The sequence below is a fragment of the Arthrobacter sp. ov118 genome, from assembly GCF_900116495.1.
Taxonomy (GTDB): Bacteria; Actinomycetota; Actinomycetes; order Actinomycetales; family Micrococcaceae; genus Arthrobacter.
Genome location: NZ_FPAY01000003.1, coordinates 308,402 through 331,215 on the forward strand (window position 1 = coordinate 308,402; position 22,814 = coordinate 331,215).

General features: G+C 68.3%; 24 protein-coding genes and 3 tRNA genes. 6 read left to right on the forward strand and 21 right to left on the reverse strand.

From position 1 onward, the window contains the following. Positions 1 to 8 precede the first annotated feature (8 nt). The 14 genes from BM372_RS08940 to BM372_RS09005 all read right to left on the reverse strand — a co-directional run bounded on the left by BM372_RS08940 (position 9) and on the right by BM372_RS09005 (position 8,316). Positions 9 to 1,076 (reverse strand): LacI family DNA-binding transcriptional regulator, encoded by a 1,068-nt coding sequence (locus BM372_RS08940; protein ID WP_090954280.1) that lies wholly within the window; start codon positions 1,074 to 1,076, stop codon positions 9 to 11. Between the two features lie 122 nt (positions 1,077 to 1,198). Continuing rightward, positions 1,199 to 1,456 carry a hypothetical protein gene (locus tag BM372_RS08945; RefSeq protein ID WP_090954282.1) on the reverse strand — a complete coding sequence of 86 codons (258 nt, stop codon included), beginning with the start codon at positions 1,454 to 1,456 and terminating at the stop codon, positions 1,199 to 1,201. 23 nt (positions 1,457 to 1,479) lie between these two features. After that, positions 1,480 to 2,376: a carbohydrate ABC transporter permease gene (locus BM372_RS08950; protein WP_090954284.1), complete on the reverse strand. Its 897-nt coding sequence runs from the start codon at positions 2,374 to 2,376 to the stop codon at positions 1,480 to 1,482. After that, the gene (locus tag BM372_RS08955; protein ID WP_090954286.1) at positions 2,373 to 3,410 is read right to left on the reverse strand and encodes a carbohydrate ABC transporter permease; all 1,038 of its coding nucleotides are present in this window, start codon (positions 3,408 to 3,410) and stop codon (positions 2,373 to 2,375) included. The genes BM372_RS08950 and BM372_RS08955 overlap by 4 nt, the downstream gene beginning before the upstream one ends. A gap of 7 nt (positions 3,411 to 3,417) precedes the next feature. Next, positions 3,418 to 4,710: an ABC transporter substrate-binding protein gene (locus BM372_RS08960; protein WP_090954288.1), complete on the reverse strand. Its 1,293-nt coding sequence runs from the start codon at positions 4,708 to 4,710 to the stop codon at positions 3,418 to 3,420. Between the two features lie 144 nt (positions 4,711 to 4,854). Then, positions 4,855 to 5,466 (reverse strand): hypothetical protein, encoded by a 612-nt coding sequence (locus tag BM372_RS08965; protein ID WP_090954290.1) that lies wholly within the window; start codon positions 5,464 to 5,466, stop codon positions 4,855 to 4,857. Further along, positions 5,463 to 6,026: a hypothetical protein gene (locus BM372_RS08970; protein WP_256214152.1), complete on the reverse strand. Its 564-nt coding sequence runs from the start codon at positions 6,024 to 6,026 to the stop codon at positions 5,463 to 5,465. The genes BM372_RS08965 and BM372_RS08970 overlap by 4 nt, the downstream gene beginning before the upstream one ends. 86 nt (positions 6,027 to 6,112) lie before the next feature. Then, on the reverse strand, positions 6,113 to 6,496 hold the full coding sequence (locus BM372_RS08975) for a hypothetical protein (protein ID WP_090954294.1): 384 nt from the start codon (positions 6,494 to 6,496) through the stop codon (positions 6,113 to 6,115). Continuing rightward, on the reverse strand, positions 6,493 to 6,684 hold the full coding sequence (locus BM372_RS08980; protein WP_090954296.1) for a hypothetical protein: 192 nt from the start codon (positions 6,682 to 6,684) through the stop codon (positions 6,493 to 6,495). Before BM372_RS08980 ends, BM372_RS08975 begins: the two co-directional genes overlap by 4 nt. Next, positions 6,681 to 7,160 carry an Asp23/Gls24 family envelope stress response protein gene (locus BM372_RS08985; RefSeq protein ID WP_090954298.1) on the reverse strand — a complete coding sequence of 160 codons (480 nt, stop codon included), beginning with the start codon at positions 7,158 to 7,160 and terminating at the stop codon, positions 6,681 to 6,683. The genes BM372_RS08980 and BM372_RS08985 overlap by 4 nt, the downstream gene beginning before the upstream one ends. Positions 7,161 to 7,261: 101 nt before the next feature. Beyond that, positions 7,262 to 7,708 carry a hypothetical protein gene (locus BM372_RS08990; RefSeq protein ID WP_090954300.1) on the reverse strand — a complete coding sequence of 149 codons (447 nt, stop codon included), beginning with the start codon at positions 7,706 to 7,708 and terminating at the stop codon, positions 7,262 to 7,264. A gap of 233 nt (positions 7,709 to 7,941) precedes the next feature. Then, a tRNA-Phe gene (locus BM372_RS08995) sits at positions 7,942 to 8,017 on the reverse strand. 49 nt (positions 8,018 to 8,066) lie between these two features. Beyond that, a tRNA-Asp gene (locus tag BM372_RS09000) sits at positions 8,067 to 8,140 on the reverse strand. A 103-nt stretch (positions 8,141 to 8,243) separates the two neighbouring features. Further along, positions 8,244 to 8,316 (reverse strand) — tRNA-Glu (locus BM372_RS09005). 176 nt (positions 8,317 to 8,492) lie between these two features. Here BM372_RS09005 and BM372_RS09010 point away from each other — a divergent pair. Then, complete coding sequence (locus BM372_RS09010) at positions 8,493 to 9,512, forward strand: PHP domain-containing protein (RefSeq protein ID WP_090954302.1); 1,020 nt, start codon at positions 8,493 to 8,495, stop codon at positions 9,510 to 9,512. A 42-nt stretch (positions 9,513 to 9,554) separates the two neighbouring features. On the opposite strand, the gene BM372_RS09015 is transcribed toward BM372_RS09010, so the two are convergent. Both BM372_RS09015 and BM372_RS09020 read right to left on the reverse strand, forming a co-directional pair. Next, a complete protein-coding gene (locus tag BM372_RS09015) occupies positions 9,555 to 9,887 on the reverse strand; it encodes a methyltransferase family protein (protein ID WP_256214138.1) in 333 nt (110 codons plus the stop codon). A gap of 97 nt (positions 9,888 to 9,984) precedes the next feature. Continuing rightward, positions 9,985 to 10,575 (reverse strand): LysE/ArgO family amino acid transporter, encoded by a 591-nt coding sequence (locus BM372_RS09020; RefSeq protein WP_177235954.1) that lies wholly within the window; start codon positions 10,573 to 10,575, stop codon positions 9,985 to 9,987. An 80-nt stretch (positions 10,576 to 10,655) separates the two neighbouring features. Between BM372_RS09020 and BM372_RS09025 the strand changes: the two genes are divergently transcribed. The 5 genes from BM372_RS09025 (at position 10,656) to BM372_RS09045 (ending at position 16,050) form a co-directional block, all read left to right on the forward strand. Then, positions 10,656 to 11,537, forward strand: coding sequence for an ArgP/LysG family DNA-binding transcriptional regulator (locus BM372_RS09025; protein ID WP_090954306.1), 882 nt, complete (start codon positions 10,656 to 10,658; stop codon positions 11,535 to 11,537). A 224-nt stretch (positions 11,538 to 11,761) separates the two neighbouring features. Further along, the gene (locus tag BM372_RS09030; protein WP_090954308.1) at positions 11,762 to 12,739 is read left to right on the forward strand and encodes a DMT family transporter; all 978 of its coding nucleotides are present in this window, start codon (positions 11,762 to 11,764) and stop codon (positions 12,737 to 12,739) included. Between the two features lie 9 nt (positions 12,740 to 12,748). Continuing rightward, positions 12,749 to 13,219, forward strand: coding sequence for a metallopeptidase family protein (locus BM372_RS09035; protein WP_090954310.1), 471 nt, complete (start codon positions 12,749 to 12,751; stop codon positions 13,217 to 13,219). A gap of 10 nt (positions 13,220 to 13,229) precedes the next feature. Continuing rightward, positions 13,230 to 14,162 (forward strand): cation diffusion facilitator family transporter, encoded by a 933-nt coding sequence (locus BM372_RS09040; protein ID WP_090954313.1) that lies wholly within the window; start codon positions 13,230 to 13,232, stop codon positions 14,160 to 14,162. 328 nt (positions 14,163 to 14,490) lie between these two features. Next, complete coding sequence (locus BM372_RS09045) at positions 14,491 to 16,050, forward strand: C40 family peptidase (RefSeq protein ID WP_090954315.1); 1,560 nt, start codon at positions 14,491 to 14,493, stop codon at positions 16,048 to 16,050. 29 nt (positions 16,051 to 16,079) lie between these two features. Here BM372_RS09045 and BM372_RS09050 read toward each other — a convergent pair whose 3' ends face one another. The 5 genes from BM372_RS09050 to BM372_RS09070 form a co-directional block, all read right to left on the reverse strand. After that, positions 16,080 to 16,877 (reverse strand): ABC transporter permease, encoded by a 798-nt coding sequence (locus BM372_RS09050; RefSeq protein ID WP_090954579.1) that lies wholly within the window; start codon positions 16,875 to 16,877, stop codon positions 16,080 to 16,082. 133 nt (positions 16,878 to 17,010) lie between these two features. Continuing rightward, positions 17,011 to 18,081: an ABC transporter ATP-binding protein gene (locus BM372_RS09055; protein ID WP_090954317.1), complete on the reverse strand. Its 1,071-nt coding sequence runs from the start codon at positions 18,079 to 18,081 to the stop codon at positions 17,011 to 17,013. A gap of 106 nt (positions 18,082 to 18,187) precedes the next feature. Next, positions 18,188 to 19,267: a LolA family protein gene (locus BM372_RS09060; RefSeq protein WP_090954319.1), complete on the reverse strand. Its 1,080-nt coding sequence runs from the start codon at positions 19,265 to 19,267 to the stop codon at positions 18,188 to 18,190. Between the two features lie 116 nt (positions 19,268 to 19,383). Then, positions 19,384 to 20,064 carry a hypothetical protein gene (locus BM372_RS09065; protein WP_256214139.1) on the reverse strand — a complete coding sequence of 227 codons (681 nt, stop codon included), beginning with the start codon at positions 20,062 to 20,064 and terminating at the stop codon, positions 19,384 to 19,386. Next, positions 20,061 to 22,805: a PEP/pyruvate-binding domain-containing protein gene (locus tag BM372_RS09070; RefSeq protein ID WP_090954321.1), complete on the reverse strand. Its 2,745-nt coding sequence runs from the start codon at positions 22,803 to 22,805 to the stop codon at positions 20,061 to 20,063. The genes BM372_RS09065 and BM372_RS09070 overlap by 4 nt, the downstream gene beginning before the upstream one ends. Positions 22,806 to 22,814: the final 9 nt, after the last annotated feature.

Consider the following 22,814-nt stretch of genomic DNA (forward strand, 5'->3'; position numbering starts at 1 on the left):
GGACAGCGCTAGGCGCGGGCTCCGGTCCGGCCTGGCGGCGCCGTCGTCCGCCGCACGATCAGCCGGTGCGGTGCCACAACGGAATGCACGGACCCGGCCATGCCGTTGAGTTCGTCCAGCAGCATTTTCGTGCCGAGTTCCGCCTGCTGGTCCGGGCGCTGCCCCACCGTGGTGAGCCCCATGGCATCGGAGAAGTCGTGGTCATCGATGCCGATGACCGACAAGTCCTCCGGCACCCGCACGCCGGCCTTGTTGGCCTCGAAGATGACGCCCATGGCCATCTCGTCTGAGGCGCAGAACAGCGCGGTGGGCTTGGGCCCGGCCGGGGCCCAGAGGCGCCGGAAGGCTTCCTGGCCGCTGTGAACGGTGAAGTCCCCCCACACGTCCCATTCCGGCCGGACAGGCAGTCCCGCTCCGTGCATGACGTCCTGGAAGGCCTGGATCCGGACCCTGGGGACGTCGAAGTTGAGGTCCGTCTCGTCGTCGCCGTGCAGGAGCGCGATATCGGTGTGGCCCAGGTCGATCAGGTGGCGGACCGCGGTGGAGGCCGCGGCGTAGTCGTCGATCCCGATGTAGGGGCACTCCTCGACGTGGCCGCCGACGATCACCAGCGGGATGTCGATCTTTTGGAGGTGCTCGATTTCATCGTGGCTGAGCGCCATGCAGAGGACCAGCAAGGCATCGATCTGCTTGTAGACCATGGTCTTGCTGAAAAGCCGCTCCCGGTTGCTGCCGTGGCCGCCGAGATTGAAGAGCGAGAGGTTGTACTGGCGGGCGTGCAGTTCGCGGTCTGCGCCCTCGATGGCCTTGGAGAAGAACCAGCGGCTGACGAACGGTGCCAGCACTCCGATGGTCTTGGTCCGGCCCGTCGCCAGGCCGGACGCCGAGGAGGACGCCACGTAGCCCAGGGATTCGGCGACGGCGAGGATCTTCTCCCGGGTTGCCGGCGAAACTCGGGGCAGCCCGCGGACGGCCCGGGAAACGGTGGCCGTGGATACCCCCGCGGCGGCGGCCACATCCTCAATGCTGACCCCGGTGTGGCCGCCGCGCTGCGACCGTTCTGTTGTCCGTGCCACCTTTGTCCCCTTGTTGACTGTCCGCCGGAGGCCTGGCGGCCGTCCGCAGACGTGCTCTGCCCCGCCTCCCCCGCGGCAGTTGAATATAGTGCCCGCTCGTGGCTGGCTACCGCGCCGGCTGCCTATCCTCGCCGGCTGGCCGTGCGGCGCGGCAGGCGCCGACGCAGCCGGATCATTCCGTAGAGTGCCAGAACTGCGGTCAGCAGGCCCAGGGCCCAGCCTAGGGCCGGCTGGGCGGTCACTTCCATCCAGACGGTGATAACCAGCAGCACCACGGTCCAGAAGGCGAGGAACCCGATGATGATGTCGAAATCCTCGCCGGACCGGACACGGCGCCGGTCGGTGCCGGCCGCCGTGCCCTGGTTCGGTTTGTTGCTCATTGCTTCCCCGCCACTTCCCTGCGTCACTTCACGGCGCCGGCGGTGAGGCCCGCGACGATCTTGCGCTGGAACACCAGCACCAGAATGACCAAGGGGATGGTCACAATAGTGCCCGCAGCCATGATGGCGGTGTACGGGATCTGGTTGGGCTGTGCACCGGCGAAGCTGGCGATGGCCACGGTAACCGGCTGGGTTGCGTCGGACGAGAGCTGGCTGGCGATCAGGAATTCATTCCACGAGGAGATGAACGCCAGGATGGCCGTCGTGAAGATGGCCGGGGCGGCCAGCGGCATGATGACCTTCCGGAAGGCCTGTCCTTGGGTACAGCCGTCCACCCGCGCCGATTCCTCCAGCTCCCACGGCATCTCCCGGAAGAAGGACGTCATCGTGTAGACCGTCAGCGGCAGCACGAACGAGATGTTCGGGATGATCAGCGCCTGGTAGGTACCCATCCAGCCGATGTTCGTGAAGAGCTGGAACAGCGGCGTGATGAGGGCGACGCCGGGGAACATGGAAGCCCCCAGGATGAAGCCCAGCACGAGGTACTTGAACTTGAAGTTCAAGCGGGCCAGGGCGTAGGCGGCAAACACGCCGATCACCAGGGAAACGACGGTGACGACGGCACCGATGAACAGGCTGTTCAGCAGTGCCTGGCCGAAGTGGTTGCCGAAGGACGTGTCGAACGCCGTCTTGAAGTTATCCAGCGTCACGTGGGTCGGCAGTATGGAGGTGTCGTAGGTATAGCCGACGTCGCGGAACGCCGTCACCACCATCCAGTAAGCCGGAGCCAGGCACCAGAAGAGGATCACGACCGCACTGATGTAGGTGCGCGTCTGTGCCCACTTCTCGCGGTTCTGCGCGACCTTCCGCCCCTGGTCCTGCCTTGCGCGTAGTTCGGTCGCTTCGGTCGCGGCGGTCATTTCTTCCCCTTACCTGCGCCGGTCTGCTGCTCCACCACGTTCGCTCCAAGGAAGCGTACGAAGATGAAAGCCACAATGAAGATGATGATGAACGTGATGGTGGACAAAGCCGCCGCCGCGTTGAAGCCCTGCCTGATCTGGTTGATCACCAGGATGGACAGCGTGGTGGTGTTGTTGGCGCCGCCCGTGAGGATGTACGGCAGGTCGAACATGCGCAGTGCGTCCAGGGTGCGGAACAAGATGGCCACCATGAGCGCCGGCTTCACCAGCGGCAGGGTGATCATCCGGAACCGCTGCCAGGCTGAGGCGCCGTCGACCTTGGCCGCCTCGTACACTTCCGCGGGAATCATCTGCAGCCCGGCAAGAATCAACAGCGCCATGAACGGAGTGGTCTTCCAGACGTCCGCGATGATCACCGCCCACCTCGCCGGCCATTCGCTGCCAGTCCACAGGACGGTGGTGTTGAAGAGTTTATTGCCGATGCCTTCGAAGGCGAAGATAAACAGCCACAGCTTGGCCGTCACTGCGGTGGGGATGGCCCACGGCACCAGGACAGCTGCTCGGACCAGGCTGCGGCCCTTGAAGGCCCGCGCCATGATGACGGCCATCCAGAAGCCGAGCACCGTCTCCAGTGACACCGTGACGATGGTGAAGAAGAAAGTGGTGGCGGTTGCGGACCAGAACTGCGATCCGAGCGTGCCGGGCGGGCATTCGACGGTTCCGCCGCCGGGAGCCGGGCACTGCTGGAAGATCCAGTTAACGTAGTTCGAGAAGCCGGCAGGGCCACCTTCGGTGAAGAGGCCGGTGACGGGGTCCAGACCGGCATCCTTCTGGAACGACATCACTATGGCGGTGATGATCGGGTAGACGATCACCACCGACAAAGCGATGATGGTCGGCGCCAGCAGCCAGGCTGCCCAGCGCCCCTGCGTCGCGATGCGGTTGTCCTCTCCAACGCCCTTGGGAGCGTGGTGGATCGGTGCCCCGCCCGACGCCGGTGCCTTGACCGACGTCGGGCCTACTTCAGTTGCCATGATGGACCTACTGTCCCGCGCTCGCGGACTCGATGGACTTCTGCATGTCGGAAAGGGCCGCGTCTACGGTCTTCTCACCCTTGATGGCCGAGTATGCGTTTTCCTGGATGGCCTTGGTGACGGCCGGGTAGAACGGCGAGACCGGGCGCGGCACGGCGTTCTCGATCGAGGTCTTCAGGACCGGCAGGTACGGCAGCTTGGCGACGAGTTCCTTGTCGTCGTAGAGCTTGCCGAGCACCGGTGCGAGCGAACCCTGCGTGGCAAAGAACTTCTGGTTCTCTTCGGAGGTGAGGAACTTCAGGAAGTCCAGGGCCGTGGCCTTGTTCTTCGAGTAGACGCTGATCCCGGCACTGTGGCCGCCGAGGGAGGAGGCGCCGGGGCCTGTCTTGCCCGGGAGGGCCGTCATGCCCAGGACGTCCTTGACCTTCGAGGAACCTTCGGTCGTGGCCAGGTTGTAGACGTAAGGCCAGTTGCGCAGGAACAGCAGCTTGCCGTCCTGGAACGCCTGACGGCTCTCCTCCTCCTGGAAGGTAATGGCTTCCTTCGGAATGCTGCCATCCGCGTAAGCCTTCGTCAGGTTGGCCATGCCGGCCTTCGCCTCAGCGGTCAGCAGGTTGGGCTTGCCGTCGGCGTCCAGCACTGCTCCGCCGGCGGAGTTGATCGCCTCGGAGGCGTTGACGGTGAGGCCCTCGTACTTCTTGAACTGGCCGGAGTAGCAGCCGATGTTCTTGGACTTCGCGATGGAGCACATGCTCATCATCTCGTCCCAGGTCTTCGGGGGCGTCGGGACCAGATCCTTGCGGTAGTACAGAATGCCGCCGTCGGATGATTCCGGTGCCGCGTACAGCGTGCCCTTGTAGGAGGCGGCCGTGACGGTCGGCTTCAGCATCTCCGAGGTGTCCAGCGCCATCTTGTCCTTGAGCGGCTGCAGCCAGCCCTTGGCTGCGAATTCGGCGGTCCAGACGACGTCGACGCTTGCGACGTCGTAGCCGGCGTCCTTGGCCTGGAAGTGCTGGACAAGGTCATCGTGCTGCTGGTCGGCCTGGTCGGTCTGCTCCTTGAAGGTGACCTTCTCATTCGGGTGGGCGGCGTTCCACTTCTCGATCAGCGGGCGGACAACGTTGCTGTTGTCCTTGCCCTGGACGTACGTGATGGGGCCGCGCCCGTCCAAGCCCTGCGAGGCGGCGTCGCCGCCACCGCCGCCGCTCGTACTGCCGCCACCTCCGCCGCCACAGGCCGAAAGGGTGAGGGCCAAAATGCCCGCTGTGGCAGCGGGAAGAAGGATATTGCGGGTTTTCATACTGGAGTGCTCCTCGCTGAGTACCGGTGAAAAACGGCCGTGCAGTTAATGTGCCGACCATCACAGTAGTAATGAGGAACAAGTAATGCAAGCGTTTACATCAAACCTTTACGCAAAGGAGACTCAGCGGCCCCTTGGGCCGGCTCAGTGAACGCGCTCAGCCCGGCCGAACCGCGACCGCGCGCCGGATCCGATGCGGATCAGGACGGGAGTGCGCCTGCCGATCACGGCGTCCAGAGCCTCCACGAGTGCGGAGATCTCGGCGGCGAGCGTGTGCGGGGCGACGCCCTGGCGCGGCTCCACCCGGATCTTCAAGGCAGGTTCGCCCCGGATCGCGTAGGCGGCAACAGTGACACCGGTCAGGTCCGGCCGGTCCGCGAGGGCGGCACGGAGCGCCTGCTCCGCCACTCCGCCGCCGATCGCGACGTTGCCCGGCACGCCGCCAGGATCCTCCTCCGCCACGAGCAGGTTGGTCCGGCCCTTGCCCTGCTGGGCAACCCAGGCGACCATCAGGCCCAGCACCACTACCAACACAAGGCAGATCACGAGCCACAGCCAGCTTTCCTGCCGGCCGGGGAACTGCGTACGTGCAAACAAGTCGAGCCAGAAACTCAGGACGCCGCCCGCCCAGCCATGCCACCACGCCGCGACGGCGGGGACGCTCACCAGCAGCATCAGGAGAACTCCGATGGCGAGAAGCACGATGCCGACGATGCCGAGCAGGATGCGGTTTAGGACCCTGGGAGTGTTGTTCATGCCCCCACCACCCCGGCTGTGGCGACCTGGAGCTGCACGTCCGGCATGGGCACGGGGTGCATGTCCTGCAGCTCCCGGCGCACGGCCTCAAGGACGGTGTCCTGGCGCAGCGGTATGCCGGAGGTGGGCCGGACGTTGACCACCACACGGTTCCGCGACACGACCACCATCACCTGCTCCGGGCTCACGTTGGCCGCCATCCGCGCCCGGCGCGCCAGGGCCGCGGCGATCACTTCGTCGTCCACCACGACGGCGGCCCGGCGGTCCGGGAACAGGTGGCGCGCCCGCCGTCCCGGCAGCACGGCATTGAGGAAAAAGAACAGTCCCGCCATGGTCACCACAGCGCCGGTGACGCCCAGCAGAAGCGGCGGAATTCCGGCCGGGAGCGCGACTACGCGCTCCGCCGCCGTCAGGGGGTCCACGAGCCACGGCGGTTGCCCGATCGCTCGCACCCCCGTCTCCAGCAGCGCATAACCGCAGACAACGCTGACCAGGACGGCAGCGATCATGGACACGACGGCCCGGGACGGGCGCGTTTCCCGCCGGAGGACGCGCTCCATGCCCGCCGCACCGGCACCAAGCGGTGGGGTCGCCGGCTCTGCGCCGTCGGGCGGACCGGAGACAGGTGTGTTCCGGATATCGTGGCTCAACGCACCCGCCTTCTCCCCTGCACCGCAGCACCGCTGATGCGGATGTCCACCCGGCTTAGCTGCACCCCGCTCAGTTCGATCACCCTCTGCAGGATCCTGGACCTGGCGGCGAGGGCCCGCTCCCAGATGGAACCGCCGAAACCCTCCACGCGGGCGGGATCGCGGAGAACCTGGGTGAGGGGCGGGATGGCGACGGGGGTGACCAGCGAGAGCGCCAGCAGGCCGTCGTCATCCGTCCACTCGACACGCACGTCGTGGGCCGGCACGCCGAAGGCCTCGCCCGCGGCCGCCCGTGCCACGCTCGTCAGGGCCTCGGTGCTGATGCGGGTGTGGCCCGCCATCGCGACGCCGCGGACCGGCGCCCCAGCCGTGATGCTCATGAGGAGGAACGCCGGCCCGTGAGCGCGTCAAACACGCTGCGCAGATCCAGTTTCCCTTCTGCGGCCCGGCCCAGGAGAGCGCCGACGCCCATGAAGAGCAGGGCGCCGAGGAAGCCCCACGCACCGAACTGGAAGGACATGAAAGCCACAAAGGCGCCCGCGGCGATTCCCACTACCGTCAGACTCATTGGATTGCCTCCCTTGCCGGCCGGACCTCGCCCGTCGTGACCGGTTTAGCCGGGCCGGGCACATAAACGTCGATGATCTCGATGTTTACCTCGATCACCTCGAGCCCCACGAGTTCCTCCACTGCGGTGTACACGGCGGCTCGGATCTGCCCTGCCAGGGCGTGCAGGGCAGTGCCGTACAGCGCGACAACGTCGATGTCCACGGCGACCTGTGTTTCGCCAACTTCGACGCGCACCCCCGCGGCGTGGTCGATGTTGCCCACGGCGTCGCGGATAGCCCCCAAGGCCCGCGACGGGCCCGACCCTAGCGAGTAGACCCCGGGTACGGAGCGGGCGGCGATTCCCGCGACCTTGGCGACGGCGGCTTCCGAAATGACGGTGCGGCCTGTGGCGGCCAGTCCAGGCACCCCGTCAGCAGGACTGGGGACAGAACTGGCCACAGGACCGGCAACGGGTTGAGGATTTTGGTATTCCACGACGCACTCCCCCTTCTCTTTGACACCACCCTAGCCCCTGGCCCCGCGGCGGGGGCGATTTTCTTGCCGCGCTTCCTTGCCGTGGGCAAGGCCGCCCGCCCCTACTTGCAGTTGGCGGCGATCCACTCCGTCACGGGAGCCATGGCGGCCTGGAGCTTGCCGCTGGAGAACACGGTCTGGTCGGTGACGCCTGCAACTGCCACGTCCTTGAGGTTGGCGAAGTCGGCCTTGAGACTGTCGGGGACGCGCTCGGCTGTCGCGGCCAGCTCCGCCTCGTACTGTTTCAGTTCGGCCGTCTTACCCTGCGCCGCGGACAGCGGAAGGAGCGTGGCGCCGGTGGCCTGCTCGGAGATCTTGGCGCAGGCCTCGGCCGCCGTCGCGAAGTCGCCGTTCGGGCCGGAGGCGGCACTGGGACTCGGCGTCGCGGAGGCGGGAGCGGCGGCGGACGACGGCGCACTGCCGGCCTGCGGTGCCGAACAGCCGGTGAGGGCCAGCGCACCGAGGAGGGCGGCGAGGGCGAGAGGACGGGCGATGTTCTTCGAAGTCACGTTGCAGAATCACTTTTCGGTTGAGATTGCGCCGCCCGCCCGGACCGGGCTGCCGGCGGCCTTGGTGGTCTTTCCCCAGCGTGCGAGTCTAGCCGGGCTGACGGCCCCGCTCCCAAAACCCGTCCCCCCGGCCATCCCCGCCGTCGACCTTCCGCCGAAATCCCTCGCCGAAAAGAGGAACGAGGGGGTTAAAAGAAGAAAAGCACCAGTTCGAATGAACTGATGCTTCCCAGTGGTGGCTCCGACCGGCGTCGATCCGGTGACCTTTCGATTTTCAGTCGAACGCTCTACCAACTGAGCTACAGAGCCTAGGTGACACGTCACCTTGAGAGCCGAAGTCTTCTTCCGGCAATCAGAGCGACCCTGACGGGACTTGAACCCGCGACCTCCGCCGTGACAGGGCGGCGCGCTAACCAACTGCGCTACAGGGCCTTGCTTGTTACTGCTTTTCTTGCTTTCTGCAGTATCGCTACCGCAGTTTTTCAAGGTCTTTAGCCTACCAGACTTTTTCATCCGGCTTGACCAGTTCCTTGCGTACCCCCAACGGGATTCGAACCCGTGCCGCCGCCGTGAAAGGGCGGTGTCCTAGGCCGCTAGACGATGGGGGCCAGGACGCCATCCGACTGAACGCTTCAGGGCAAAAATTAAGGGCCGAAGCCTTTCGTTTTTGTCCCCTCGGGTTCCTCCGAACTGGACTATAAAACTATAAGGGCGACCCCCCGATAATCCAAAATCGGCCCCCGCCGGAGCAAGTTGGAGTGCGCGGTGGGTGCAAGATGGACTGATGGATGCCGTTGATGCCCTCAATGAGATTGCGTTCTGGCTGGAACGCGAGCTAGCCCCCACGTTCAAGATTCAGGCGTTCCGGAAGGCGGCCGGGATCATCGGCGCCCTGGAACCGGATGAGGTCGCAGCGCGGGCCCGCAACGGCAGGCTGAAGAGCATGAAGGGCATCGGGGACAGGACGTTCGACGTCATCAGGCAGGCGGTCGACGGCGGCGTACCCGACTACCTCGAGAGCCTGCGGGAACGCGGGCAGCAGCCGCTCGCGAAAGGCGGCGCCGAGCTGCGCGCCGCCCTCCGCGGGGACCTGCACAGCCACAGCGACTGGTCCGACGGCGGGTCCCCGATCGGGCTCATGGCCGAGGCCGCGCGGACGCTGGGCCGGGATTACCTTGCCCTCACGGACCACTCCCCCAACCTCAAGATCGCCAACGGCCTAAGCGCCGAACGCCTCCGGGAACAGCTGGACGTTGTTGCGGACATCAACGGGGACGGCGGGGACTTCCGGCTCCTGGCCGGGATCGAGGTGGACATCCTGGAGGACGGCACCCTGGACCAAACCCCGGACATGCTGGACCGGCTGGACATCGTGGTGGCGAGCGTGCACTCGAAACTCCGCTCTGACCGGCGCACCATGACCGAGAGAATGCTGGGCGCCATCAACGATCCGCACATGAATGTCCTGGGCCACTGCACCGGGCGGCTGATGCAGGGGTCGAGGGGAACCCGGCCGCAGTCCGAGTTCGACGCCGAGCGCGTGTTCGCCGCGTGCGCGGAGAACAATGTCGCCGTCGAAATCAATTCCCGTCCCGAGCGGCAGGATCCGCCGGACGAGCTGATCAGGCTGGCCCTCGACGCCGGCTGCCTCTTCAGCATCGACAGTGATGCCCACGCGCCCGGCCAGCTGGATTTCCTGCAGTACGGCGCCGAGCGGGCGGCCTCAAACGGCGTGCCCGCCGAGCGGATCGTCACCACCTGGCCCCTGGATCGGCTGCTGGAGTGGTCCGGACGCGGCAAGTAGCCGCCGCAGCCGCGCCCAGCCCACCAACGGCCCGCCAACGGCCTAGACCCCGGACGGTCCGGGCCTCTCGGGGCGCCACGGCGTGAGCCGGGGCAGCCAGCGCGGGACGTTGCGGCAGTACTCCTCGTAGGCCGCAGCAAACTTCCGCGTCAGTGTCGGTTCCTCGAACAGCTGGACGAAGGCCGCCACAGGGATTGCGCCGATGCCCAAGGCCACATAGAGCCTCGGCTGCCCAAGCAGGAGTCCCTGCCCGGCCACGGCCGCAGCGATGGACACGTACATCGGGTTCCGCACGTACCGGTAGAGGCCGCCGACCACCAGTTGCTTGGGAGGGGCAAATGGCGCCGGGGTCCCAAGGCCGCACCGAGTGGACAAGAGCCCAGACAAGGGGGCCAGACAAGGCGGCAGACAAACGGGCGGACAAGCGCTTGCCCGGTCGCCGGGCGGGCCCTCGGCCCAGGAGCGGGCCGATTCAGGCCAGCAAGAGCAGGGCAAGGGTGATCATCACGGCCGCGATTCCGGCGTCGAGCACGCGCCACGCAGCCCGGCGCCGGAAGAGCGTGGTCAGGAAACGCGCCCCCACGCCGAGGGCGGTAAACCAGGCAATGCTCCCCAGGCCGGCCCCAGCGGCGAACCACCACCGCCCGGACGGACCATGGGCGGCGGCGAGCGACCCGAGCAGCAGCACCGTGTCAAGGTAGACGTGCGGATTCAGCCACGTGAAGGCCAGGCAGGTGCCCAGCACTGCCGCCCGGCTGCCGGCGGGCTTGCCTCCGGGATGCTCCATCTGCTCCCCGCGGACCGCACGCCGGGCTGCGAGCGCACCGTACACAAGCAGGAAGGCAGCCCCGGCGCAGCGGATCACCACGAGGGCGGCGGGCGCCCGGTCCAGGAGGACACCGATGCCTGCCACGCCCAGCACAATCAGCACCAGGTCCGACAATGCGCAGACCACCACCACCATGGCGACGTGCGAGCGCTGGATGCCCTGGCGGAGGACAAAAGCGTTCTGCGCGCCGATGGCAACAATGAGGGAAAGGCCAGCCGAGAGGCCGGAGAACATCGGGAGGATCACCCTTCCACGGTAGGCGCCCACCGAAGATGAATCCACTTAAACATTCTGCTGGAAGATAAGCTGAGCTAATGATCGACATTTCCCCGGAGCAGGCCCGAACGCTCGCCGCGATCGTCACGCACGGAAGCTTCGACGCCGCGGCCGCCCACTTATCCGTGACGCCCTCGGCCATCAGCCAGCGGATCCGGGCGCTTGAGGCCGCGGTCGGCCGGCCTGTCCTGACACGCGCGCGGCCGGCGGGGCTCACGGAATCAGGCCAGGCCGTGGTGCGCTTCGCCCGGCAGCTCGAGCTGCTTTCGGCAGACCTCGCCGAGGAACTTCAGCCCGAGGAAAGCCGCGGGCGAACAAGCCTGACGCTGGTGATCAATGGCGATTCACTGCACACCTGGGCGCTGGCCGGCCTTTCCGCAGTGGCAGGCGCAGTCCAGCTCGAAATCCTGCGCGAGGACCAGGATTATTCGCTGGAACTTCTCCGCAGCGGTGCCGCGGCCGCTGCGATCACCGCCACCGCCGCACCGGCCGCCGGCTGCACGTCCCGGCGGCTCGGCGTCATGCGCTACCTGCCGGTTTGCACACCGGCCTTCGCCGCAACATGGTTCGACGGCGGGGCAGCGGCAGAGTCGCTGGCGACAGCCCCCGTCATCGTTTTCGACCGCAAGGACGACCTGCAGGACCGCTATCTGCGGCGGTTGAGCCGCAAGCCCCTCGAGCCGCCGCGGCACTACGTACCCGCGGCCCACGAGTTCGGCGAGGCCATCCGCCTGGGCATGGGCTGGGGCATGATGCCCGAGATTGAAATCGCCCAGGACTTCGAGCAGGAACGGTTGGTTCCTCTCGCTACAAAGTCCTTCGTTGATGTCCCCCTGCACTGGCAGCAGTGGCGCCACGGTTCAACGGCGCTGGACAGTGTCGCGGCGGCGATCCAGGAAGCTGCCCGCGCGCTGAGGTGAGCCCCTGCTTGCGCAGCCGGCCGGCATCGCGCAGCCGGCGGGTATTGCGCCGCCGGCGGGTATTGCGCAGCCGGCCGGCAGGACGGATCGTGGCCGGGCCCGGGAGGCCCCCCTGTGGAACGAAGCGGGCCAGCCGAGAGAGCGGGACACTTTTGGCAGGATCTCGACTAGACGTGGCCGATTCCCGCCAGCCTGGAGGAGGCGGCACCGGCTAGATTGGCAGCATGGCTACCACCGCCGCCTCCGGCCCCATTCCTTCTGCAGGCCCCCACGAAGGGTCCCCGCACGCCGCCCCTGCACCTGCCCCACAACCCGCCCCGGCCCCTGCGGGGCCCACTCCGATCAACAAACTTGGCGTCGCCGCCGTCGTTGTCACCGTTGTGCTGTGGGCCTCCGCCTTCGTTGGCATCAGGGCCGTGGGCCCGAGCTTCTCCCCAGGCTCACTGACGCTCGGCCGGCTGGCCGTCGCCGCCGTCGTACTGGGCCTCCTGGTGGTGCCGAAGCTGCGCACCCTTCCCCGGGGCCGCGAATGGTGGCCCATCTTGGCCTATGGCGTCATGTGGTTCGGCGGCTACAACGTGGCCCTGAACGCGGCCGAACACATGCTCGACGCTGGCACCAGCGCCCTGCTGATCAACGTCAATCCCATCCTCGTCGCCGTGATGGCCGGGATCATCCTTAAGGAAGGTTTCCCGCGCTGGCTGCTGATCGGGAGCCTCGTGGCGTTCGGCGGAGTTGCCGTGATCGCGCTCGGTTCCGGCCAGCGGTCGACGGCGGACGTGGCCGGAGTGCTGCTCTGCCTGCTCGCGGCGGCACTGGCCGCGGTCAGCGTGATCGTCCAGAAGCCGGTCCTCCGCAAGTTCCCGGCGGCGCAGGCAACGTGGTTTGGCATCATGATCGGTGCGATCTGCTGCCTGCCCTTCAGCGGCCAGCTGGTCGCCGAACTGCAGGCCGCTCCCCTGCCGGCCACGCTGGGGTTGGTCTACCTCGGCATCTTCCCCACGGCCATCGCCTTCACCACGTGGGCCTATGCTCTCTCCCTGATTGACGCCGGGCGGCTTGCCGCAACCACGTACCTGGTCCCGGGCACCACAATCCTGATCTCCTGGCTCGTGCTGGGCGAAATTCCGACAATCTGGGGCCTGGTGGGCGGCGTGATCTGCCTGGTGGGCGTGGGCCTGACCCGGCGCCGGGCCCGCTAGGATTTCTTCATGCCTTCTTCGCTGCCGCCAGGCCTGCCGATCGTGCCCGACGGCGGGGACGACGGCGGGGACGACGCCGGGGACGACGCCGACCGCGGCGCGAACGCTGAACCGTTTCCGATGTCCGAGGCCGATTTCGAGGCCGCCGTAAGCGACGCCCTGGACCGGATCCCGCCGGAGCTTGCGCAGACCATGAACAATGTGGCGATCTTCATCGAGGACGACTACACCCCGCAGCCCGGAGAGGACCCGGACACCGTGCTGCTGGGCCTCTATGAAGGGGTTCCCCTGACCGAACGGGACTCCTGGTGGGACGCCGGCTCCCTGCCGGACCGGATCACCATCTACCGCCAGCCCATCCTGGACATCTGCGCCTCCCGGGAGGATGTGATCGAGGAGGTCACGGTCACCGTGGTGCATGAGATCGCCCACCACTTCGGCATCAGCGACGAACGCCTGCACGAACTCGGCTGGGGCTAGCCTTGTAGGCATGGGACATGATCACGGCCACTCGCACGGCATCGCTGCCGCTGGCACCGGCACCGCGAGGCACCGGAAGCGGCTGGTTGCCGTTTTGGCGATCACCCTGGCTGTGGTTCTGGTGCAGACCATTGGCGCAATCGTCTCAGGCTCCCTGGCCCTGCTCGCCGACGCCGGACACATGCTCTCCGACGCTGCAGGCGTGTCCATCGCCCTGCTGGCCGCGTGGATCGCCGCCCGTCCCGCCAGCGACCTGCGCACCTACGGCTACCAGCGCGCGGAGGTCCTGGCAGCACTGGCCAACGCCCTGGTCCTGATCGTCATCTCGGTGCTCATCTTCACGGAGGCGATCCGCCGGCTCGGCGCCGCCCCGGACGTCCACACCGACGTCATGCTCCTTGCCGCCGTCCTCGGTGCGGTCGCCAACCTGGTATCCCTGCTGATCCTGCGCGGCGCACAAAAGGAAAGCCTCAACGTCCGCGGCGCCTACTTGGAGGTCCTGGGGGATCTGCTCGGGTCCATTGCCGTGATAGCGGCGGCGGTGGTCATCATGGTCACCGGCTTCGAAGCGGCGGACACGATCGCATCGATCCTGATTGCCCTCATGATCCTGCCGCGGGCCTGGCACCTGCTGCGCGACGTCGTGGACGTGCTCCTCGAGGCCACCCCCAAGGGCGTGGACGTCCAGATGATCCGTGAGCACATCCTCGCGGTGGACGGCGTGGTGTCCGTCCACGACATCCACATCTGGACCATCACCTCGGGTGTCCCCGTGTTCTCCGCGCACGTGGTGGTGGAGGACGCGGCGCTCGGCGCCCGGGGCGCGGACCGGGTCCTGGACAAGCTCACCTCCTGCCTGGGCTCGCATTTCGACACGGAGCACTGCACCTTCCAGCTCGAACCGGCCACGCATTCGGAGCACGAAGCCCACCAGCACGCCTGAGCACAGCCGGACCCGGCAACACCGGCCCGGCAACGCGTGCAAGGGCCAGGAACCAGAGACCGGTGCCCCTGCGGGTATTCCCGCTCCCCGTGGCGCTGGCGCTCTCGCGCCGCCCTGCCCTGTTCTCAGGTGCCCTCGACCCGACACACCTGCAACAAATGGGGCCAAATGACGCTGTTGTTGTTTATGTTGTTGTTGTGACTTGTGTTGCCAAAGTGACTTTTGGCACGTAGCCTCATGCCTGCTGGGTGATCCGCAGAGGGGCCATTTCATTGCGCCAATCCAACAACCTCGTTCATTCCAGCCCGAGACTTCAACGAGGTTGCCCATGAGCTGGACCGGATCCGGTCGCCGAACCGCTGTGCTTTGCACCGCCGTCGTCCTCCTTGGAACGCTCGCGTTCCCGGCCCAAGCCGCACCGCTGACCCCTGCATCGGGGGGCGCGCCGCTGGCGTCCACCGGCCTGCTCCCGGCGTCGCCGGAGATCCCCTCGCCGGAGGAGATCGCCGCGGCCAAGTCCAGTGAAAGCGCGACGGCGGCAGAGGTCACCCGGATCGACGGTCTCCTGGCCGATGCGTCGGGCGCCCAGGAAGCCAGCCTCGCCTCGTCAATGCAAGCGAACAACGCGTACGGCGAGGCCCTCGTTGAGCTGACCACGCGCCGTGACGCCGCGGCCGCCGCGGACGCCAGGGCCGCCTCTGCCGAGGCGGAACAGGCCAAGAGCCGCAAGCAGCTTGGCCTGCTGGCCGGCGACCTGTACCGCAGCGGCGGACTGAATCCGGCCCTCAGCAGCTTTGTCAGCGGCACGGGACAGGCGCTTGAGGATGCTGCGACGCTGGAGGCCCTCACGGCCGGCCGCGCGCGGGCGTTTGAGTCGGCCGAAAACGCGGCCGCTGCGGCAAAATCGCTGAAGGAAGCCGCCGCGGACGCCGACCGCGCCGCCGACGAGGCCGCCACGACGGCGGAAGCCCGGAAAACCGATGCCGACCGCGCCACCGCGGCTCAGCGCCAGGCCGTAGCCGATGCCAAAGCACAGCGGACCGCTCTGGTGGGCCAGCTGGCGAGCCTGCGGAACACCACGGCCGCGCTGGAATCTGCCCGGGTGGACGCCCTCGACCGCCAGCGCCAGCAGGAGCGGCTGGCGGCATTGACGGCGTCGGTCGATCCCGCGCCAGAGCCGGGAACGGGCTCACAGCCCGTCCCGGCCTCACAGCCCGGCCCGGCCTCACAGGGCGGGGGCGATCCGGCGCCCCAGCAGCCACCCGCTGCGGCCCCCGCACCGGCCGGCGGGTCTTCTGCTCCCGCACCTGTCCCGGCCCCGGCGCCCGCACCGGCACCCAAACCCGTTCCCGCTCCCGATCCCGTGCCCGTTCCCGTTCCCGTGCCCGTTCCCGTTCCCGTGCCCGTTCCCGTTCCCGTTCCCGTTCCCGTTCCCGTTCCCGTTCCCGTTAAGGCTCCGGCTCCTGCGCCCGTCCCCGTTCCTGCACCCGTTCCGGCTCCGGTTCCGGTTCCGGGCGGGTCGAACCAAACCGCTATCTCGGTTGCGCTCAGTAAGACCGGCTCGCCGTACTTCTACCAGTTCGGCGGGACCGGGGCCCGTGGGTTTGACTGCTCGGGCCTGGTGCAGAATGCGTTCGCCGCGGCCGGCAAGTACCTGCCCCGCACGGCCTCCCAGCAGTTCGCGCAAGCCCCTGTCCATGTCCCGCTCTCCCAGGCGCGTCCAGGTGATTTGCTCGTCTGGGGTTCAGCTCCGGGCTTCTACCACGTGGCCATCTATCTCGGCGGCGGCCGTGTGGTCCAGGCACTCAATCCCGACGCCGGCATCACCGTGACCGATGTTGCCGCCATGTCCGGGATGCAGCTCTACGGCTACGTGGCCCGTTACTGAACTCCTGCCCTCAAGGCCGGTTCCGGAGTCTAGGAGAGCACGTCCTTGGTGATGAACCTGCCGTAGGCGAGCGCACCGAAAACCGCGATGTAGCCGCCCTGCAGGAGCACATTGGCGGCGAAGGAGTCCCACGAGACCGGCTGGCGGAGAAGATCGCCGAAATCCAGCCAATAGTGGCTGAACAGCCACGGATGCAGCCATTCCAGTTGCGGCAGCGCGTCAAGGACCTGCGCAACCACCGAGAGCACCACGGTGGCGGCCATGGCCCCGACCGGGACATCGGTCAGGGTGGAGATGAACAGCCCGATCGCCGACAGCCCGAGCAGTGAAACCGCCAGATAGGCCGCGATCAACAGGAGCCGGACCATGGCCTCGCCGGTCCCGATCGTATCTCCGGACAGCAGGGTCACAGGTCCCACCCGGAAGAGCGCCGCGCCGATTCCTGCCCCGGTGAGAGCCACCACGAGCGGGCCGACGACAACGAAAACAGCCGCCCCGGCATACTTGACGAGCAGAAGCCGGATCCGCCCGGCCGGGGCCACCAGCAGATACCGGAGGGTCCCCTGCCCGGCCTCACCGGCGATCGTGTCCCCTGCAACCACGCCGACGGTAAGCGGCAAGAACAGCGGGACGGAGACCACCATGGCCGTGACGCCCACGAACAAACCGTTCTGCGTGATCCGGTCCAGGAAGGCCGGGCCGCGTCCCGCCGGGACCGCCGAGGAAAGCCTTACCGCCACCGCGATCAGGATCGGAATGGCCGCCAGCGCGCACAGCATGGCCCACGTCCTGCGGCGCCGGAACAGGACGCCGATCTCGGACGCCAGGAGCCCGCCGGTGAAGGAACGGCGCCGGCCCGGCGGGCCGCCATGCTCGACGCCGCTATCGCCGTCGACTCCCTTCGCGGAGCCAGAGGTGTCAAGGCTGGCGGTGCCCGCCGGGCCCCCAGCGGATGATCGATTACTGGACAACGTCGAACCCCTCCCCCGTCAACGCCACAAAGCGGTCCTCAAGGCTTACCTGTTCGGTCGCGAAGCCGCGGACCCGGACCCCGGCAGCCACGAGGGCGGCCACCACGGCTTCCGGTGCCGCGGCTCCGGGGGCTGCGGCCTGTTGCTCCCCGGTTTTCGCAGCTCCTGCGGTTTCCCGGGGCACCGTTGACGGGGCCGCTGGCAGGGGCGCGAAGAGGACCGCGTCCGTCCCGGCGTGCGCACCGGCTGAGGTGCCGCCTGTTGCGCCGTCGGGGTTCAACGTGGCGGTCAGTCCCAGGCGCGCCAGCACCTGAGCCGCGGGACCGGGGTCCGGCGTCAGCACCCGGATCCTCGCCTGGCCCGCCTGGCGCAGCTCCGCCAGGGTCCCCTGCGCCACCAGCCGTCCCGCGCTCATGATGGCCGCGTGCGTGCAGATCTGTTCCACCTCGGCGAGCAGGTGGCTGGAGACGAACACCGTGGCGCCGTCGGCCGAGAGCGAGCGCACCAGGCTGCGCACTTCCCGGGTGCCCTGGGGATCCAGCCCGTTGGTGGGTTCGTCCAGCACCAGCAGCTCCCGGGGCGCCAGCAGTGCATTGGCGATCCCCAGCCGCTGTTTCATCCCCAGCGAATAGGCGCGGACCAACTTGTCCGCGGCATGGGTCAGGCCCACCCGTTCCAGGGCCGACTGGACCCTGGCCCGCCGGGTGCCGGCCGAAGCGTAAGGGTCCGCGGCGTCTATGCGGCGCAAATTGGCGGCGCCGGAGAGGAACGGGTAGAAGGCCGGCCCCTCGACCAGGGCCCCGACGCGCGGCAGCACGTCGCTGAGTTTGCGGGGCATCTCCTCGCCCAGGACGCGCATGGAGCCGCTGCTCGCGGCGGCCAGGCCGAGCAGGAGCCTGATGGTGGTGGTCTTCCCGGAACCGTTGGGGCCCAGGAAGCCGAAGACCGCACCTTTCGGCACGGCCAGGTCGACGCCGTCGACAGCCAGTTGATGGCCGAACCGCTTGGTCAGGCCCCGGGTCACGATACTTAGCTCGGCCCCCGGCCGGGCAGTGCTCACGCGGTCGTCACCGGACGGCCGGCGGCTTCGGGGCAGGTACTCCGTGCCGTGCGGCCACTCACCGCCGCGCGGCTGCTCACTTTTGCGCTGCTCACTTTTGCGCGGCTCACTTTTCCGCGGCGGCGGCCTGGAGGCGCTCCACAGGTACGGAGCCGGCGACGACCCTTCCGTCGTCGAGCACCAGGACGTTCACCAGCGCCGTTGACAGGAGCCGGCCGCCCTGGACGGGAACGGTGGCCTGCTGAAGCAGCGCCGACGTCTCCGACGCCGAGGTGGCAGTTCCCGCCGGGAATGCGATGACCGAGTCCCAGCCGGAGCCGGTCACGGCCGGCTTGTGGGTGGAGTCCTTGGCTGGGGGCGTGGCGTGTTCGGTTCCTGCCTTGTACTCCGGGGCCGGGACTTCCTTGACGGTGGCACCCGGGGGCGGACTGAAGGTGAAGAGGGAAGCGTCGGGCGCCCCGAGGGACAGGTTCGTGTAGGCGACGCCGAAAACGGGGTCGGCCTGTCCGCGGGCCTTGACCTGGACGCCGAGCGGCAGCCCGGTCTGGCCGTCAACGGCAACCGAGACGGAGGAGACCAGCGTCGCTACGGACTTCGGCGTGAGCACCAGGTTATAGGCGGCCCGGCCTGCCACTTGGACGTCCGCACCCACCGTCACCTCAGTGCTGGAGTCGATCTTGGCCAGGAGCATCGAGGCGAGCTGGTCAGGGGTGACTGCAGAGTCTTTGCCTTCCACGCGCTTGCCGGCACCGTCGGCGGGCAGCTGGACGTGGGAGGCCGTGTTGTCCTTGGAGTTGTAGAACCACAGCTCGTTGCCGTGGCGGACAGCGTTCCGTTCAGCCAGCCGGTCCATCACCTGGACGCGGGCGTTGTCCGGGCCGTCGAGATAAACCCTGGCAGTGTGCGGACCGGTCAGCAGTTCGAGCCAGGCGTTTGACGAATCCGTGCCCGGACCGGTCTTGGGGAGTTCAGGAAGACCGAGCTCAGAGGACTGTTCCAGGGTCCCGGAGAGTGCGGGCTCGCGGTGCTGGGCGATCAGCTGCAGCACTTGCTCCGGCGTCTTGGGCGGCAACGGATCCCCGGCACTGGCAGGCAGGGATCCTGCCAGAGCCCCGGCGGCGATGACGGCGGGGACGGCCGCGGCGGGCAGCCAGCGCAGCCACGCGCGGTTCCCTGCGCGGGTCATTGCGACCGCGACCCATCAACAAAAGTCCCGGCAGGGGTTCCATCAGTCCGCGTCCGTAGCGCTCCGGCAGTGCAGCTCATACGTCAACACTACGCCTGGGTCCGGCCGGGGGCGTCCTACTTCAGCACATTCACAGTGAGCTCCACCGCACCCAGCAGCAGCGCAAGCACAGAGGTGCCGAGTCCCGCCACGAGCAGCAGCCCGGGATGGGCGAGGCCCACCACCACGCGTCTGAACCGCGGCATGTCCCGAAGGAATTTCTTGTGCACGGTGCCGGGCTCCGGAATTTGCTTCCAGCCCCGGAGCCGACGCAGGAACCAGGCGCAGCGGATGATGAAGGCCAGCCACAGCACGGAGATCACCAGCGGGACGGCGGCCAGCAGGAGGTTGAAGCCCACCGCGGTGACCTCGCGTTCGTCGGCGCCGACCAGCGACTGCAGCGTCGTTGAGATCGAGGCGCTCATGACCACAGAAACACCCCACACCAGAAAGGCGGCGGTCAGGGCGAGAAAGCGAATAAAGAAGTGGCCCAGCACCGTCTCCCGGTGCGGCCGCAAATACAGGCGCGGCGTGGCGTGCAGCAGGACCAGGCTTGCCAGCAGGGTGGGCAGGGCGGCCATGCCGACCAGCACATACCAGGACCAGCCGGCCAGATCGAGGAATTCGTCGGCCACGATCAGGGCCGCCCAGAACCCGGTCCAGGCCCAGCCGGCCGTCAGCGGATGCTCCACGAGCCACGCGGGGAGCCTCGCGTCCCGGTCCGCGAAGCGGTGCTGGCCTGAGACGTCCGCCGTCATGGTGCCGGCGTCACGGTATTTGGCGTCACGGTATTGGTAGTCACGGTGCCGGCGGCGCCGTCGACAGTAATGTGGTCGCCTGTCGCGATCCGCGACGTCGCGTCGGGGACGCCCACCACCGCGGGGATGCCGTATTCCCGCGCGACGACGGCGCCGTGGGAGTTCGGGCCGCCCATTTCCATCACGAGGCCGCCTGCCGTCAGGAACAACGGTGTCCAGCCTGGATCCGTCGAGGGCGCCACCAGGATCTCGCCCGGTTCCAGATGGGCGCCCTGCGGATCCAAAATCACGCGGGCACGGGCGGTGACGGTGCCGGCCGAGGCCGGGGTGCCGGCGAGCGCCCCCGCCGGGATCCCGGCGCCACTGTCGGCGTCGGTGTCTGGCTGCACCGCTTCCGGCTCCGTTCCGTCTGAGAGGAGCACCCGGGGAATATGCCGCCGGCCCAGTTCGGCCTCGTATGCCTCCCGGCGCTGCTTCACGACGGCCTGCAGCGCGGCGCCCCCGAGCCCCAGGTGGGCTTCGGCCAGGTCGAGGAAGAAAATATCGTCCGGCGTATCGATCATTCCGGCGGCGGCGAGTTCGGCACCGACTACCGTCAGCTGCTGCCGCACGGCGCCGAGTGCCTCCACAAGGTGGTACTTCGGCAGCTCGCGCAGGCCGGCGAACATCCGGGTCCGCTTCAGCGCGGCCTGCACCAGTGCGCCGCGCAGGCGGCTGCGCCTCCGCGCCGCGGCCACGAGCCGTTCCACCTGGGCGTCTGCGGCGCGTGCGGCTTTGTCGAATTGCCGGTCCGGGGCGAGCTCGGGGTTGTCCACACGCAGATAATTGGCCAGGACTCCGAGGATGTGCGTCGGGTCATCAGACCAGCGGGGCATTCCGAGGTCGATCTCCGCGACGGCGCGGTGGCCGTACCGCCCGAGGAACCGCGAGAGCCCGGACTGCGCGACGCCAGGAAGGCTGCCCGCCCGGTAACGCCGGGCCAGCTCGGCCAATGTGGCCTCGCCGAACACCGCCGTCGACGCCGGGTCGTTCCGGATGGCGGCGGCCAGCGACCAAAGCTCCAGGTCCATTTCGGTGGTCACGTTGTTGGGCAGGCCGCGCAGGACGCCCTGCAGCGCCCCGTTCCCCGGGCTTCCCGCGAGTTTCCCGGCCAGGGCCAGCAAGGCGAACCCTAAAGCGGGCAACGGCAGCAGGGCCGGGACCACCGGAAAGAGGCTATGGCTGAGGATCCGTTCAACGTGGTCCAGGCGCTGCGCGGCGGTGGCACTCGCTGGTACCACCAGGGCGGTCGCAAGTTGTTGGCCCACACGGGCGGCGCGGCGCAGGGCATCTTCGGGCCGGATCAGGGCGCGGAGCACTGTCTCGGGGACCCGCGCCCGCGCCGCCACCGGGGCGACGTGGCGCAGGAGCGGCCACGGCGAGGTCATCACGATGGAGAACCTGGGATCGGCGAAGAGCCGGCGCAGCACCACGGCCGATCTGGCCTCCATGACGTCGAACACCCGCGGAACGATCGCCCGCCCCGTCTTGCTCCGGACCACGGTGGTGGCGTCGAAGAAGATGCGCTGCCCTGCTTCCGCGAACGGCGCGGGCCCGTCCCGGGGAACCGGCACCGGGAAACGCGCCGTCGCCGCCACGGAGGAAGCAATCAGCCGGATACCGGCCAGGCCCATTGGCGTCAGGGGCCGGGTCAGCCCCTGGGCCAGGCTGAAGCACAGATAGATACGCGTCCCCGGCCCCGACGGCGGCCTGGCCGGCATCGGATAAAGCGTGGTGATCGGCCGGGACTGCGTCAGCCATGCGGTGCCGTCCTGGTCCATGGCCCATTCGAGGTCCTGCGGCGCGCCGAAGTGCCGCTCGGCGCGGCGGCCCAGGCGTTCCAGCGCGCCCAACTGGGTGTCGTCCAGGCTCGGCAGGGATCCGGCGTCGGGTTGCATCAGGCGCTCAGTTCCACCGCCCGGCAGGGGACGGATCAGCAGGCCCTTGGCCCCGATTCTTCGCTCCGTGATGGTTCCCGTGGCGCCGTCGAGAACGAAGTGGTCCGGTGTGACGGCCCCGGACACCACCGCCTCCCCCAGTCCGGGGCTGGCGTCAATGACGGCCTCGTGCCTGCGGCCGGTCACGGGGTTGGCGGTGAACAGCACTCCGGCCACGGCCGCATCCACCAAGCGCTGGACCACCACCGCCAGGGACACCGTGGACGGATCGATGCCCTGCACCGCCCGGTAGGTCACGGCGCGGTCCGTCCACAGCGAGGCCCAGCACTGCCGGACGGCAGCCAGCACGGCATCTGCGCCGATCACGTTAAGAAAGGTGTCCTGCTGGCCGGCGAAACTGGCAAAGGGCAGGTCCTCGGCGGTCGCTGAAGACCTCACGGCGACGGCGGTGTCTGCTCCCAGCGCCGCGTACGCGGCCCGAACGGCGGCTTCGATGCCGGCAGGGATGCCGGCGTCGAGCACCAGGGCGCGGGCCTCGGCGGCGAGGGACGCCAGCGCGGCAAGGTCATCGGGTGCCGTCGCGGCAAGGGCACGTTGCACTTCGGCCAGCGACGGGGAGTCCGTGGCTTCCAGGTAGGCCCGGGTGCCCAGGCAAAAGCCGGCCGGAACCGGCAGGCCGGCGCACGCCAGCTCGCCCAGGTTGGCCGCCTTGCCGCCGACCTCGGCCAGCATGTCCTGGCCGAGGTCTTCCAAGGCCAGAACCAGCCCGTCCTGGGCCGGGCCCGGCCTCCGGGGGTGCCCCATGTGCGGACC